This window comes from Kribbella shirazensis (assembly GCF_011761605.1).
Lineage (GTDB): Bacteria > Actinomycetota > Actinomycetes > Propionibacteriales > Kribbellaceae > Kribbella > Kribbella shirazensis.
In genome coordinates this window covers 13,255-27,915 of sequence record NZ_JAASRO010000001.1, presented here as the reverse complement: position 1 = coordinate 27,915, position 14,661 = coordinate 13,255, and the positions used below count along the sequence as shown (strand labels likewise).

The window sequence follows — 14,661 nt, the reverse complement described above, 5'->3', positions numbered from 1 at the left end:
GCGGTTGAAGATCGCGCATGGGCTTCGTCAGGGCGGGTGTTGTTGGGGAGGGGGCGCCGGTTGTTGGGGTGCCTGCATTTGTGGGGCGGGGGCGGGAGGTTGCGGCCCTGACCGGCGCACTGGCCCAGGGGCCGGCGGTTGTGCTTGTTGAGGGGGAGGCGGGGATTGGGAAGAGTCGGCTGGTGCAGGAGTGGATGGGGGAGGTGCCTGGGCGTCGGCGGGATGTGTTGATGGCGGTTTGTCCGCCGCTTCGGGAGTCGTTGACGTTGGGGCCGGTTGTTGACGCGTTCCTCGGACGTTCGGTGGCTGGCGTCGAGCTCTCCGAGTTGGCCGGGGCGTTGCGGCCGTTGTTTCCGGAGTGGGCTGCCGAGCTGCCACCGGCTCTTGAACCGTTGGACGATGCCAAGGCCGCCCGGCATCGGCTGTTCCGGGCGCTCGCCGAGCTGCTCCGGGCGCTGCACGTGAAGCTTCTGGTCGTCGAGGATGCGCACTGGGCCGACGAGGTGACCCTGGAGTTCCTCCTGTTCCTCACCTCCCGCCAGCAGAGCGGCGGACCGAACCTGCTGGTCACCTACCGTCCCGAGGAGGTGGACGACCAGTCGCTGCTGCTGCGGCTGTCGTCCCGCCTGCCAGCCGGCGTGACCCAGTTGCGGGTGGTGTTGGCGCTGCTCGACCAGGATCAGACTGCGTCGCTCGTGTCGTCGATGCTGGACGGTAAGCCGATGTCGGCCGAGTTCAGCACGTTCCTGCATGAGCGGACCGATGGCCTGCCGCTGGCGGTGGAGGAGTCCGTGCGTCTCATGTGCGACCGCGCGGACCTGGTGTTCCGCGAGGGGCAGTGGGTCCGGTTGAGCCTCAGCGAGTTGCAGGTGCCGCCAACGGTGCGCGACTCGACGCGGGAGCGGGTCGGAAGGCTGTCGCCGGTTGCGCAGCGGATACTCCAGGCGCTGGCGTCCCTCTCCGAGCCGTCCACCGAGGTCACGTTGACTGCGACCGCCGATGTGTCGGCCGAGGAATGCCAAGGAGCTATCACCGAGGCAGTCGATGCAGGGATGGTGGTCGGCGACGACCTCGGGCGGTGGCGGTTCCGGCACATGCTCGCCGCTGCGGCGGTGTACGAGGCGATCCCCCTGACCGAGCGCCGCATCCTCCACCTACGCGCCGGCCGAGCGCTGGAGGACCTCGACCGGCCGCCCGTCGCGCAACTCGCGCGCCACTTCAGGGAGGCGGGCGAGACAGAGCGGTGGATGCGGTACTCCGAACAGGCCGCGCAGCGTGCCTTGGCATCCGGTGACCACACCGCCGCGGTTGTGCTGCTCGACGACCTCCTTTCCACCGCGGACCTCTCCGAGCCGGACACAGCACGCATCGCTCGAACGGCCGCCGTGGCGGCACTGGGTCGCAAGGATTCGGTCGACGAGGTGCACGGCCGTATCGTCCGCACCCTGCGCGAGGTACTCGCGTCGGCCGGTCTCACGGCTCGCCAGCAGGCCGAGATCCGCAACCCTTTCGGTCGGCTGCTGATCAACCTGGGCGAGGCGCAGGCTGCCCTCACCGAACTCGAGCAGGCGGTGACAGACCTCGACCACGACCCTGTCGAGGCTGCGAAGGCCATGACCTTTCTCGGCTGGGCGTACGCCGGGCCGTGGCCGGCCGCGACGCACCTGTACTGGCTCGAACGGGCCGCCGAGCTCGCCCCGAAGGTCGACCTGGCGCCCGACCTATTGTCGCTGGCCGGGAACCGCGCGGCGGCGCTGCTGATGCTCGGCGAGGAGGCGGCCTGGGACCTCGTGTCCACACTGCCGACCGACGGTACGACGTCGGCGGAACGGTTCGACGTGGCACGGATCAACGCCAACATCGGCACCGGCGCGCTGGTCTGGGGCCGGTATCCGGAGGCAGCTCACCACCTGACCGTCGCGCTGGGTCTCGCCGAGTCCGAGCAGGCTTCCCGGTTGCGCTACAACGTGCTTCTCGAGCTGGCCAACCTGGACTGGTTCTCCGGCCGCTGGGAAGGTTTGGCCGCGCGCGCCATGGCGCTCGCAGAGGCGGACCCGGACCGGCCCAGCATCTACCGGGCGAGCATCCGGTTGACGGCCCGTCTGGCCGCTGCCGCCGGTAGGCGGCGGGTCGCGGAAGAGCAGTTCCAGCTGGTGCTGGACGAGGCCGCGAGGTTGGGCGCGGTCGACGACACCATGGAGGCGGCAGCGGCGCTGGCTCGGCTGTGGCTCGCGGACGGCGACAGCGACCGCGCGCTGAAGATCACGCAGCAGCCGATCGAGACGGTCCAGACGAAGGGCGTCTGGGTCTGGGCGACGGACCTCGCGCCGGCGCGTGTTGCCGCGCACCTCGCCGCAGGACAGGTGAAGCAGGCAACCGACTTGACCGAGAGGTTCGCGCTCGGACTTCGTGATCGTCACGCGCCTGCACCACAAGCAGCGCTCGCGGCGTGCCTGGCGGACCTGGCGACCGCGGCCGGCGATCACGACGAGGCAGCGGTCAGGTGGGCACGCACCGCAGAGGCCTGGGACGCGCTGCCGCGGCCGTACGACGCTCTGCTGGCCCGCGAACGCCAGGCCGAAGCACTCCTCGCGTCGGACCGGGGCGACGCGGGGCAGGACCTGTTGACCGAGATCTACGAGCCGCTGTTCCGGCTCGGTGCCCGCGGTGACGCGGACCGGGTCGCGCAACGGCTCCGCGACCACGGCGCCGAGATGCCTCGGCTGTGGAGGGGCGGCCGCCGGGGGTACGGCGACGCGCTGTCTCCCCGTGAGCTCGAGGTGGTCCGCGGGGTCGTCGCGGGCAAGACCAACCGCGAGATCGCCCGGATCCTGACGAAGTCTCCGGCCACCGTCGACCAGCAGCTGCGGTCGGCGATGCGCAAGCTGAAGGTGACCTCGCGGACCGCGTTGGCGGTCGCCGCCGTCGAGGCCGGAGTACTCGCTGAAGAATCCGGCCCGACGGACGAATCCTGATTATTGACGTATCCGCTGGATAGCGACCGTCCGGCCGTACCCGCAGCATGACGGGATGACCCAAGCCACCGGGAAGCCCGTCGGCGACGAACCCGCGGGTGACGAGACCGGCTCCGACGCGGACGTACCGCTCGATCCCTCCGCGGAGCAGGACAGCGACACCGCCGACGACCACCAGCAGCGGGACCGGTACCAGCCCCTCTAGCCCGTCCCCGGCCGCTGGCGTCCATGTGTCGGCCGGGCTTCTTGCAGTGTTCGAAAGGACCCCGGATGAAAATCCTCCCCGCCTTGCTGTCGATGGCCCTGGCCGTCGGCGTGGGTGTCGGTGCGTCGCCACCGGCGTCGGCCACCACGAGCTTGACCCAGGCCACGTCCGACCCGGTGAAGCCCGCCGAGCAGAAGATCGAGCCGAAGCTGCAGCAGTCGTTGCGCACCAGCACATCCGACTTCTGGATCCGGTTCGCCGACCAGGCCGATCTGTCGAAGGCGAAGCAGATCAAGGACTGGGGCGCCCGCGGCCGGTTCGTCCACGACACGCTCCGGAAGTCGGCCGAGACGGCCCAGTCCGACGTGGTCGCCGAGCTGAAGAAGCAGGGCGCCCACTACACGACGTACTGGGTGACGAACGCGATCCTGGTCGAGGACGGTACGGCGGACCTCGCGACCGCGCTCGCGGGCAAGCCGTCGGTCACCGAGATCCACGAGCCCGCCGAGTTCACGCTGGACAAGCCACCCGTCGCCGGGCCGGCCGAGACCGCCCCGAAGGCGGCAGCGGGAGGACCCGAGTGGGGCCTCCGCGAGATCAACGCGGACGACGTCTGGGCCACCGGAGTCACCGGCCAGGGCATCACCGTCGCCAACCTCGACACCGGGGTCGACGGCGACCACGCCGCGCTCCGGAACACCTATCGCGGGTTCGATCCGGCCACCGGCACGTTCGACGACAGCTACAACTTCTTCGACGCCGACGGCGCCTGCCCCGACGGCACCGGTCCGTGCGACCGGAACGGCCACGGTTCGCACACGATGGGCACCATGGTCGGCGACGACGGCGAGGGCAACCAGATCGGCGTCGCACCGGGCGCGAAGTGGATCGCGGCCAACGGCTGCGACTCGTGCACGGACACGGCGATGATCGCCTCGGCGCAGTGGTTGCTCGCGCCAACGGCCTCCGACGGCAGCGCCCCTGATCCGGCCAAGCGCCCGCAGATCGTCAACAACTCCTGGGGCTCGAACGCCCCGACCAACGAGCCGTTCATGGAGGACATCATCGCGGCGTGGGATGCCGCGGGCATCTTCTCCGTGTGGTCCAACGGCAACGCCGGGCCGCAGTGCCAGACGGCGGGCTCCCCGGGGTCCCGGACCCTCACCTACTCGGTGGGCGCCTACGCCGAGGACGGCACCATCGCCGGCTTCTCGTCCCGCGGCCCGGGCCAGGACGGCGAGATCAAGCCGAACGTCGCCGCGCCCGGTGTCAGCGTCCGCTCCGCTCTCGGAGACGGGACGTACGCCGCCAAGGACGGTACGTCGATGGCGGCGCCGCACGTGACCGGTGCCGTCGCGCTGCTGTGGTCGGCCGTTCCCGCGCTGGTGGGTGACATCGAGAGCACCAGGGCCTTGCTCGACGAGACGGCGCACAACGTCGACGACACGACCTGCGGCGGCACCGCCGACGACAACCCGACCTGGGGTGAGGGCAAGCTCGACGCGCTCGCGCTGGTCAACGCCGGGATCGCCGCGGGCGGCGCCGGTACCTTGACCGGGACCGTGACGAACGCCGGCGGAGCTCCGATCGCAGGGGCCACGATCAGCGCGAAGGGCACGCACTCGCGCACCGCGACGACGGGACCGAACGGGGTCTTCTCCCTGCAACTCCTCGCGGGCGAGTACGACGTCACGACAAGCGCATTCGGCTACCTGCCGGTCACGACGAAGACCACGATCACGATCGAAGGCAGCGCGACTGTCAACGCGGTCCTCACGGCCGCAGCGAAGTACGGCGTGACTGGCAAGATCGTCACGCAGGACGGTGGCCCGGTTCCGAACGCGGACGTCACGGTGAAGGACACGCCGCTGCCGGCGGTTCGTACCGGCGCCGACGGCACGTTCGCGATCGCCGACGTACCAGTGGGCGACTACACCCTCGATGTGCGGCCGAACGCCTGCTTCTCGCCGACCACCGCAGTACTGAAGGTCGACGGTGAGGAGTCGCTGACTGTTCCCGTGAAGCTCGTCGTGGACCGCGGTGGCTACAGCTGTGCTGTGTCCGAGGGCGACCACCGGCGTGGCACCGACAAGGTCAACTTCACGAGCGGCGTCTGGGCCGATGTGGCGCTGCCGTTCCCGGTCGCGTTCTATGACGGCTCGTTCGAAACCCTCAAGGTCGGACTGCGGGGCCTGATCACGCCCGACCCGACGGCGACACCGGGTGGCGCCGGGCGGGCAGTTCTGCCCTTCTACACCGGCCGTCCGCTGGACCTCGACGGGGGCGGCGTCTATACGGCGGCCACGTCGGTGGACGGTGAGGACGCCTTCGTGATCGAGTACCGCGACGTCACCATCACGGCACCCGACGGCTCGGGCGACCATGCCCGCATCAACTTCTCCGTCACGTTCACACGCTCGGGCACGGTCATCGTCGGTTACGGAGACGGCGTGGGCTCGGACGGCCCGATCAGTGCCGGTTCCACTGCGATCACCGGCATCCAGGGCCCGGGTGGGACGACCGGGATCGACTTCTCGCACGAGGCACCCGCGCTCCACGACGGGATGGTCGTCACCTACGACATGCCGGACTTCGGCTTCCTGGACGTCAAGGTGGTCGACAAGAACGACAAGTTGCCGGTGGCCGGTGCGCAGGTGTCGATCGCGAACGGCGACGGCGTCGTCGAGAACCTCACCACCGACGCCACCGGATCCTTCCATCGCCAGCTGAAGACCGGCGACTACACGCTGTTCGTCACGGGGCCGAACTACCAGAGCCAGGGCTACGACTTCGCGCTCGACAAGTTGTACGCATCGGCCAAGGTCGACGCGGAGCTCGCGACGAGCATCGCCGACGTGGCGGGTGACGGCCTCGACGCCGTCATGGGAACCGACCAGGGTGGCGTGGGGTCGTTGACCCTGACCAACTCGGGTTCCGCTCCGATGTCGTTCGAGCTCGGCGAAATCGGGCGGCACGTGGAGCTCAACACCCCGAAGGTCGTCACGAGCACCGCCACGGGTGCGAAGACCTCCATCGACCTCAAGGGCTGGAACACGGTCGCCCCCGACGCCGACAAGGCCGTCGCCTCCGCGATCAAGGTTGGCACGCTGTCCGGCGGTGACGTGCTCACCAGCTTCAATCCAACCCCTGGCAAGGAGGGCGAACCTACCGGCCTCGGGTACGACGGCAACGTCTGGGTGCACGACTACGACGCGGAGACCAACACCGCGTTCACCGTGACCGGACACAACACCGGAAAGGCGTTCGCGGCCTCCTGGAACCCCGACTTCAAGGCGTTCGACATGGAGTTCGACTCGCTCAAGGGCGACATGTGCCAGCTGGAGGACAGCCCTGCGAGCTACATCCACTGCTTCGACCGGGAGACCGGCAAGAAGACCCGCGAAGTGAAGGGCGACTGGTCCACGATCCAGCTCACCGGTCTCGCGTACGACGCCGGCCGTGACGTCTACTACGTCGGTGGCCGCAGGAACGGCCTGATCGGAACCGTCGCTGGTACGTCGCACCCGAATGCCGGCCAGCTGCTGTCGTACTGCGCGCCGCCGCAGCCGCAGGTGATGGGCCTGGCCTACAACGCCGCCTCGGACACCATCTGGTACACCGACCGGTCCACCTCCAAGAGTCGCCTGCTGCAGGTCAGGCCGGACGACTGCTCGCTCGTCAAGGCGTGGTGGTTCCCGGAGCCGAAGGCCAACCAGGGTGGCGGCCTCGCCACCGACGTCACCGGCGCGCTGTGGGCCACCGACCAGATCGCGGACAAGGTCCTCCTGGTCGACGTCGAGGACGACCTGGTCACCGACCTTCCCTGGTTGTCGTTGTCGACGACCGCCGGCACGCTCGCTCCGGGGGAGTCGACGACGGTCAAGGTTTCGCTGTCCACCGACGGTGTGAAACCGGGAGTTGCCGGCGCCAACATCCTGGTGAAGTCCGACAGCGGCCGGCAATCCAAGACCTATGTCCCGGTCACGCTCACGACGACGGAATACCAGGTCGGCGTGAACGCCGGCGGTGCATCGTTCACCGATGACGCGGGCTTCACCTGGTCCAAGGACCAGCCGTTCCGCAAGGGCTCGTGGGGTTACCAGGGCAGGAGCAGGACGACCACCAGCGGGGCCGACGTACAGGGAACTGTCAACGACGCACTGTTCCAGTCCCAGCGCACGACGCCGGGCCAGGACCTCACCTACGTGTTCGACAATGCGCCGAAGGGCAGTTATCTCGTCGATCTGGGCTTCGCGGAGATCGAGAACGTGAAGCCCGGCAAGCGTGTCTTCGACGTACTCGTGGGCGGAAGAGTCACGCAGTACGCCTATGACATGGCCGGCGCGGTCGGAGCGATGACCTCGGATGTGCACACGACCGTGGTCGAGCATGCCGGTGGACCGCTGACGGTCGAGCTCAAGGGTGCCTGGGGACAGCGGGCGCCGAGCATCGCCTCGTTGCGCGTGACTCTTGATCCGCGCGGAGCCGAGGCGCCGCCGGGTCCGGAGGATCCCGTCGCCGAGGACCCCGAGGTTCAGGTCGCGCCGGCCGGGCGCTCCTACACGCCGGCGGTAACAACCGGGCTGTACCGCCAGGGCACCACGCGGACGCCCTGGACCGGAACCTTCCTGTGCGGCGTGCTCTGGTTCGGGTTCGACTTTCCCTTCTACGACACGACCTGGGACGGGGTGTGCGTGTCGCCGACAGGCATGCTGACGTTCGACCGCAACCCGACCAGCGCCACGAACACCAACCTTCCGACGAGCGGTCGGGGAGCCGATGCCATCTACCCGTTCTGGGACTACCTGACCGTCGACGAGGCGGCGGGCATCTACATCGGCGTCACCGAGGTGGACGGGTTCGCCGCGCAGATCATCGAGTACCGCGACGCCGTACTGCGGGATGCGCCCGATCAGCGGGTCAGCTTCTCGGTCACCCTGGTCGAGGACGGGCGCATCCAGATCGGGTACGGCGACGGGATCGGTGGCGAGAACCCGCTGACCAAGGGGTCGTCGGCAACGATCGGCATCGAGGGCATGAACGGTGCGCCCGCGTTGGTCCACTCGTACAACACGCCTTCGCTGACTGCAGGTCTGAGCCTGGAGTACACCCTGCCGGCGTCCGGCACGCTCGAGGGCGTCGTCACCGACACCAACGACGGCAAGCCGATCGCCGGCGCGGCCGTCACCCTCACCGCACCCGATGGCGGTACCCGCACGGTCACAGCCAACGAGAAGGGACTCTGGAAGGCCCAGATGTTGCTCGGCGAGCACACGGTGAGCGTTTCGGCGCCGAACTATGCCACTGACACGGGCACGGTGAAGATCACCGAGCGCGGGCAGGCACTGAAGCGCGATGTGGGGCTCGCCACCGGTGTCGCGAAGGTCTCCGGCGGGAAGCTGGACTGGCACCTCGGTCCGAACCAGTCGGCGAAGACGAACCTGACCGTCACCAACACGGGCTCGGCGCCGCTGACGGTGTCGGTCGCCGAACGGGTGCGCGACGGCGGCGAGGTGGCCGACCTGCCATGGCTCACCCTGACCGGCGATGCGGCCGGTGCCCCGACCGAGCTCGCGGTCGGCGAGTCGACCACCGTCACCGCGACGGTCGACACGGCAGGCGTCGATCCGGGGTTGATCGTCGGCGACGTCCTGATCTCGTCGAACGACGGGCGCAACCCGGCTCAGGTCCTGCCCGCCACCCTGGCCGCCTCGGCCTACTGGGTCGGGGTCGACGTCGGCGGCAAGGCGTCCACCGACTCCACCGGGTTCGCCTGGTCTGCGGACAAGGCGCTGTCCGGCGGCTCGTGGGGTCACATCGGCGGCACCGCAAAGGCCACGACCGCGGACATCGCGGGTACTGCGGACGACGAGCTGTTCCGCACGCAGCGGACCGGTAAGACGTTCTCGTACGTGTTCAAGAACGCGCCCGCCGGCACGTACGTCATCGAGCTCGGGTTCGCCGAGATCGATCGCGTGACGCCTGGAGCGCGCACGTTCGACGTCCTGGTCGGCGACAACGTGGTGCTCTACGACCACGACGTACAGGCCGACGCCGGCCGGCTCGCCGCCGACAAACACACCGCCACGGTCAAGCACACCGGCGGGGACCTGACAGTGAAAGTGATCGGCAACGTCGGCGAACGTGACCCGATGCTCAGCACGCTGAAAGTCCTGGAAGACCCGCACTTCTGAAGCGACGGCCCCGTCACCTTCCAGGGTGACGGGGCCGCCTCTGGTACGGGTTCAGTCGGGGCGGCCGGGGAGGTTCATCGTGGCGAGCTGGCGTGGGTCGCGGAGTGAGGTGATCTCGACGATCCGGCCGTCGACGACCGTGCACGCCAGGACGCCCAGGGGGTTGCCGCTCGCAGTCCAGGCGACGATTCCGGGCTCGCCGTTGAGGAGGACTGGATACGCGGTCGCCTTCGCGTAGGCGCCGCGTTGGGCCTTTGCGGCCACCTCGGTCGCTCCGAGCTTGACGACCACGCCGTGCGCGGTGTGGGTGCGCCACTTCACCTGCGGGTCGAGTACCCGTAGTAGTCCTTCGAAGTCTCCTTCACGCGCCGCCGCGAGAAACGCGTTGAGCACCTCTCGCTGCTGCTGCCGCTCGCCGTCCGGGCGGGGTGTGCCCTGCACCTTCCGGCGCGCGCGGCTGGCGAGCATCTTGGTGGCGTCGGTGGACTTGCCGAGGATCTGACCGATCTCCTCGAACGGCACCGCGAACATGTCGTGCAGCACGAGGGCCAGTCGCTCGGCGGGGCCCAGGCTGTCGAGTACGACGAGCAGCGCCAACCCGACCGAATCCGCAAGCAGCGCGTCGTCCTCGGGCGCCGAGAGTGTGTCCTCGGTCACGAAGTACTCGGGTATCCCGTCGTCCTGTGCTGCCACCGGCCGGGCCTTGCGTGAGCGCATCGTGTCGATGCACACCCGGCCGACCACGGTGGTCAGCCAGCCGGACAGGTTGTCGATCGAGGACGGATCCTGGCGCGCCAGCCGCAGCCAGGCCTCCTGTACGGCGTCCTCGGCGTCCGCCCGCGAGCCGAGCATCCGGTACGCCATGGCCACCAGCCGCTCGCGCTCCGCCATGAACGCTTCCGCGACGGCGTTCTCCCGGTCCGATCCGGTCATCTGTTACCTCCTGCCGACAAGGCCCGTCATGGGTGATGACGGGCCCGGAAGGGCCGAGGTAACCGACAAGGAGAAACTCATGAACCTCGCTCTGTGGATCGTCGCCGGCCTGCTGGCCGCCGTCTTTGCCTTTGCGGGTGCCAACAAGCTGTTCATCCCCTACGAGAAGCTGGCCAAGGCTCATGGTGCGGGCTGGGTGAACCAGTTCAGCCCCGGCTTCGTCAAGGCACTAGGAACCCTCGAGATCCTGGGCGCCATCGGCCTGATCGTACCGGCCGCCCTCGACATCGTCCCGGTCCTGGCACCCCTGGCCGCCGCCGGACTGGCGACGATCATGGTCGGCGCCGCGATCGTCACTTCCCGCCGCGGCGAACGCGCGCACGCCGCCCTGAACGTCGTGTACCTCACCCTCACCCTCTTCGTCGCCATCGCCCGTTTCGGCCCCGAATCCTTCAGCTGACCGCGCGTTACTCCCGCCCGGCCTCGAGGCTCGGCTTGGCGGCCTGGGGCGATCGGTACCTCCGGGGGATGGGGTCCACTCTGGCGGGGGAGGAATTGGTGTGGCTGGTTCTGGAGGATCGGGGCATGAACATGAACCGAAAGATCGCTGGGCTGGCTGCTGCCGCCCTGGTTGCTGTTGTCGCTGTTTCCGCTACTGCGCAGGCCGGGCCGGTCAAGCCGAAGGTTGCGAGTGTTTCCGGTTCGGCTGACTTCATGCTGCCGTTCTACCCCGATGACGATGTTCGGCACGTCGACTTCGATGCCACCGCGGCGCCGTACTCCCGGCCGTTCCCCGGTGTGCCGACGGGGTTGCCGACCGATGCGCGCGGCACCGTCAAGATCTCGCACTACGTTGCCGCGACGAAGACGACGTTCCGTGCCGAGGGGACAGTGGACTGCCTGGTCACCGCGCCCGGGGTTGCCACGCTCACCGCGAAGATCACCAGGGCGGATGAGATCGTGAAGGACTGGGTCGGCAAGCGGCTCGGCTTCAGCGTCCAGGACAACGGCCGGCACGACCGGATCGGTCTGTCGTGGACAGTCGTCAATCTCACGCAGAACGCGACGAACGAGTGGGAGGAATCGCCGGTCGGTACGTGCATGGCGCCGGCCCCGTTCGCCCCAGTGACCAAGGGGAACTACAAGGTCCGGCACGCGAACCTGGCCCCGATTCCACAGGGCTGACGCGAGCTGGATCGACGGGTTGCTAGCGGATGATTGCGGCTTCGATCAGGCGGGTGGCTGCTGTTGCCAGGTCGTCGGCGGTTTGGCCGATGCCGGGCATCTTCGACGCCGAATGGAATCGGACGGCCAGGGCCAACAGGTCGGTGCGCGCGAGCTGTTCGCCTGCTTCCCAGTGCGGCGGGACCGGCGGGGGAGTCGGGATCGTGACGATCACCGTCCCGATCACGACTACCGTGCCGGGTGGCGGGATCACCGTGCTCAGGACCGGCGGGCTCGCGATCACGCCGTCGACGAATTCGTCGAGCGACTGCTGGACGGCGACGCGATCGGCGCCGGTCTCGGATCGTGCTCGAGTGACGGCCTGGCTCGCCTCCATCGAACAGGCCAGGGAGACCACGGCCAGCCGCGGATCGGCCTTCCTGTCGACCGCGAACCCGGTGTCGGCGGTTGCGTTGCCTGACTCGGAAGCGCCGGTCTCGACCAGCCCCAGGAAGTGCGCGACCGCGACCGGGTCGATGATCGTCCCCTCCTCACACGGGAACGGGGAGCTGACCATCGCGCACAGGTCATCTGCAGTGAGTTCGATCAGCGCCATTGAAGCCTCCGGGGTCCGATCCGGTCCTTTTCAGATCGGAGCGTGTACGGCGGCCCGGTGATACAGCCGATCTACGAGCGGTGGCGGCGGGATGCCACGGCGGCGGCTACGCCGAATGTCAGCACAGCGAGGCCTAGCAGGGCGAAGGCCGCGCTGGCGATCATGAAGCGGTTCTGCATCTCGCCGAACTTCTCGGTGTCTCCGCCGCCTCCCAGGATGAACAGGCCGAAGGGGAGGACCAGGACGACCAGCGCCACCGCGAGCAGGATCACCCCGGCGGCGACGGCCGTGCTACCCCGCCGTTTGCGGGGAGGGGTGACGGGGATGCCTGGCTGGAAATGGTTCTGCTGAGCGCCGTACGGATGCTGCTGGCCCGGTGCGATTGGGCCGGCGGGGTAGTGGCCGTGGGCGCCGGCGATTGGTGGTTGTTGCCCCTGGCCGGCATCCGCGTTCGGCTGTGTCATGTCCCGACCATAGCGTCGCGAGCGCGGGTCGCCTTGGGGAGGGAGTAGATGACGAGCCACTGGGCGGGCGTGTCCAGGAGGGCGGTCACGTCGTAGGTGACGGTGATGCGGCCGAGCGTCGGGTGGTTCAGGCGTTTCTCGCCGGTGACGCGTTCGCGGACGTCGCGACGGGTCCAGCGGGTGGCGAAGTCGGGGGAGGTGGCGATGAGCTCCTGAACCAGGGCGCGGACGGCTGGGTCATCGACGAGGTGACCCGCGGCCGAACGGAGATGGGCCACGGTGTCGTCGGCGACGGCGGCCCAGTCGACGAACAGCGAGCGGGCCTCGGGGCATTGGAAGACGTACCGCACGTTGTTGGAGGCCGGTCCAGGATCCGTGCCAGGCTCCGGGAGACGGCCGGGAAACAGCATCCTGGCCGGGTCGTTCCACGCGAGGACGTCACCGGTTCGGCCGAGTACGACGGCCGCGGTACCCGGGACGACCAGGCTCATCAGGCGCAGGCCCGAGGGTGATGGTCGCTCCGGCGCAGCAACTCCTCCGGGCCGGCTGACGTCTTCGCCGGCGAGGGCGCGGAGGTGGCGCTCCTCGTCCGAGGAGAGGTGGAACGTGCGGGCCAGGGCCGACAACACGCTTCCAGACGGGTGAGCGGCGTGTCCCTGCTCCAACCGCGTGTAGTAGCCGACGCTGAGTCCGGCCAGTTCGGCGACCTCCTCCCGCCGCAGGCCCGGCGTACGGCGAGGTACTCCGGCCGGGAGCCCTACCGCGGCCGGCGTCAACCGGTTGCGGCGTTCACGAACGAACGCGCCGAGTTCGCGTGATCGGTCGGCGTACCGCGACATCGTCCCTCCTGGCTGTCCCTGACAGGTGCACCCGGCAACCTTTCGTCCGGCCGCCGCGGATGACCACGGTAGTAGGCATGATCGCCCGAACCGACTCGTTTTCCGCCTCGGTGCTCGCCGTCGGCGCCGCCGCGCTGTCCTTCTTCCTGATCACGCTCAACGCCTCGATGGTCACCACCGCGCTGCCGGTGATCGGCCGCGAACTCGGCGGCGGATCCGCACTGGCGTGGGTCCTGACGGGGTACTCCCTGGCACTCGCGGCGTGCCTGCTGCCCGCCGGCGTCCTGTCAGACCGAATCGGTGCGCGCCGTGCGTTCATCACGGGCATGCTGGTGTTCGCCGGTACGTCGGTCGTCTGCGCGATCGCAGGCACACTCACCATGCTGCTCGCGGCGCGCGCCGTCCAGGGAGCGGCGGCTGCCGCAGTACTGCCGGCCGGACTAGCGCTCCTCACCGCCGCCGTACCTGACCCGGAACGCCGGTCGTCAGCCATCGGCCGGTGGTCGGCGGCGGGCGCGGTCGCACTGGTGGTCGGATCGCCTGCCGGTGGCGCGCTCACCACCGCTTTCGGATGGCGAGCGACCTTCTGGGCGAACGCCGTCGTAGGCCTCGTCACCCTCCTCGCTGCCTTCGCGGCCCCGAACCACCACAGCCGGCCGCAGCCAGAGCACAGCGGTCCACCTGTCGACCGCCGCGCGGCCGGGATCAGCGCCGTCACCGGTTTCGCGGTGAACTTCTCCTCGTACGGCGCGATCTTCGTGCTGACCCTCTTCCTCCAGGACCACCTCGGCCACTCCCCGTGGACCACCGGACTCGTGTTTGTCCCGATGACGCTGCTCATCATTCCGGCCAACCTTCTCGCCGGCCCGCTCACCAACCGGTACGGCGTTATACGCGTGCTGGTTGCCGGTCAGATGCTGATGCTGATCGGGCTCGCCGGCCTGTGCACGACCCCCGAGGCCGTGAGTGCGTTGATCGCGTGGCTGCTTCCGATCGGCATCGGCGCCGGGCTGGCCGCACCTGCGATGACGACCATGATGCTGACCGGCGTACCCGGCCCTCGCGCGGGATTCGGTGCCGGTGTCCTCAACGCGGCCCGGCAGGTCGGGAGCGGTGCCGCGGCTGGGCTGTTCGGGGCGTTGCTCAGCTCGGGGGCGTTGAGCGGCGTACGGACCAGTCTGGTGATTGCCTGCGCGGCGGTGCTCGTCAGTGCTTTGCTGGCGACAATCGGCTGACTGTCCCTGAGCGGTGTACCCAGGCCGCCGGACCGT

General features: G+C 69.1%; 10 protein-coding genes. 6 read left to right on the top strand and 4 right to left on the bottom strand.

Annotated features, from left to right (window positions below; translation table 11 throughout):
- Nucleotides 1-17: 17 nt before the first annotated feature.
- The 3 genes from BJY22_RS00115 to BJY22_RS00105 all read left to right on the top strand — a co-directional run bounded on the left by BJY22_RS00115 (nt 18) and on the right by BJY22_RS00105 (nt 9,374).
- The gene (locus tag BJY22_RS00115; RefSeq protein WP_167203146.1) at nt 18-2,975 is read left to right on the top strand and encodes a helix-turn-helix transcriptional regulator; all 2,958 of its coding nucleotides are present in this window, start codon (nt 18-20) and stop codon (nt 2,973-2,975) included.
- A 55-nt stretch (nt 2,976-3,030) separates the two neighbouring features.
- Entirely contained in the window at nt 3,031-3,180 is a 150-nt protein-coding gene (locus tag BJY22_RS00110) for a hypothetical protein (RefSeq protein WP_167203145.1), read from the top strand.
- 65 nt (nt 3,181-3,245) lie between these two features.
- Nucleotides 3,246-9,374, top strand: coding sequence for a carboxypeptidase regulatory-like domain-containing protein (locus BJY22_RS00105; protein WP_202890928.1), 6,129 nt, complete (start codon nt 3,246-3,248; stop codon nt 9,372-9,374).
- A 51-nt stretch (nt 9,375-9,425) separates the two neighbouring features.
- Here the strand turns inward: BJY22_RS00105 and BJY22_RS00100 are convergent, their stop codons facing one another.
- Complete coding sequence (locus tag BJY22_RS00100; RefSeq protein ID WP_167203143.1) at nt 9,426-10,307, bottom strand: sigma-70 family RNA polymerase sigma factor; 882 nt, start codon at nt 10,305-10,307, stop codon at nt 9,426-9,428.
- Between the two features lie 79 nt (nt 10,308-10,386).
- Between BJY22_RS00100 and BJY22_RS00095 the strand changes: the two genes are divergently transcribed.
- Both BJY22_RS00095 and BJY22_RS00090 read left to right on the top strand, forming a co-directional pair.
- Nucleotides 10,387-10,767, top strand: a complete 381-nt coding sequence (locus BJY22_RS00095) for a DoxX family protein (protein WP_167203142.1) — start codon at nt 10,387-10,389, stop codon at nt 10,765-10,767.
- Between the two features lie 125 nt (nt 10,768-10,892).
- The gene (locus tag BJY22_RS00090) at nt 10,893-11,492 is read left to right on the top strand and encodes a hypothetical protein (RefSeq protein ID WP_167203141.1); all 600 of its coding nucleotides are present in this window, start codon (nt 10,893-10,895) and stop codon (nt 11,490-11,492) included.
- A gap of 22 nt (nt 11,493-11,514) precedes the next feature.
- Here the strand turns inward: BJY22_RS00090 and BJY22_RS00085 are convergent, their stop codons facing one another.
- From BJY22_RS00085 to BJY22_RS00075, 3 genes are all read right to left on the bottom strand, one after another.
- Nucleotides 11,515-12,087, bottom strand: a complete 573-nt coding sequence (locus tag BJY22_RS00085; RefSeq protein ID WP_167203140.1) for a hypothetical protein — start codon at nt 12,085-12,087, stop codon at nt 11,515-11,517.
- Between the two features lie 71 nt (nt 12,088-12,158).
- Nucleotides 12,159-12,551 (bottom strand): hypothetical protein, encoded by a 393-nt coding sequence (locus BJY22_RS00080; RefSeq protein WP_167203139.1) that lies wholly within the window; start codon nt 12,549-12,551, stop codon nt 12,159-12,161.
- Nucleotides 12,548-13,390 (bottom strand): helix-turn-helix domain-containing protein, encoded by an 843-nt coding sequence (locus tag BJY22_RS00075; protein WP_167203138.1) that lies wholly within the window; start codon nt 13,388-13,390, stop codon nt 12,548-12,550. The genes BJY22_RS00080 and BJY22_RS00075 overlap by 4 nt, the downstream gene beginning before the upstream one ends.
- Nucleotides 13,391-13,467: 77 nt before the next feature.
- On the opposite strand from BJY22_RS00075, the gene BJY22_RS00070 reads away from it, so the two are divergent.
- A complete protein-coding gene (locus tag BJY22_RS00070; RefSeq protein WP_167203137.1) occupies nt 13,468-14,625 on the top strand; it encodes an MFS transporter in 1,158 nt (385 codons plus the stop codon).
- The last annotated feature ends 36 nt before the right edge of the window (nt 14,626-14,661 follow it).

Coding starts and splice junctions, on each gene's coding strand:
- BJY22_RS00115 (WP_167203146.1), top strand. CDS start 18: ATGGGCTTCGTCAGGGCGGGTGTTGTTGGGGAGGGGGCGCCGGTTGTT.
- BJY22_RS00110 (WP_167203145.1), top strand. CDS start 3,031: ATGACCCAAGCCACCGGGAAGCCCGTCGGCGACGAACCCGCGGGTGAC.
- BJY22_RS00105 (WP_202890928.1), top strand. CDS start 3,246: ATGAAAATCCTCCCCGCCTTGCTGTCGATGGCCCTGGCCGTCGGCGTG.
- BJY22_RS00100 (WP_167203143.1), bottom strand. CDS start 10,307: ATGACCGGATCGGACCGGGAGAACGCCGTCGCGGAAGCGTTCATGGCG.
- BJY22_RS00095 (WP_167203142.1), top strand. CDS start 10,387: ATGAACCTCGCTCTGTGGATCGTCGCCGGCCTGCTGGCCGCCGTCTTT.
- BJY22_RS00090 (WP_167203141.1), top strand. CDS start 10,893: ATGAACATGAACCGAAAGATCGCTGGGCTGGCTGCTGCCGCCCTGGTT.
- BJY22_RS00085 (WP_167203140.1), bottom strand. CDS start 12,087: ATGGCGCTGATCGAACTCACTGCAGATGACCTGTGCGCGATGGTCAGC.
- BJY22_RS00080 (WP_167203139.1), bottom strand. CDS start 12,551: ATGACACAGCCGAACGCGGATGCCGGCCAGGGGCAACAACCACCAATC.
- BJY22_RS00075 (WP_167203138.1), bottom strand. CDS start 13,390: ATGTCGCGGTACGCCGACCGATCACGCGAACTCGGCGCGTTCGTTCGT.
- BJY22_RS00070 (WP_167203137.1), top strand. CDS start 13,468: ATGATCGCCCGAACCGACTCGTTTTCCGCCTCGGTGCTCGCCGTCGGC.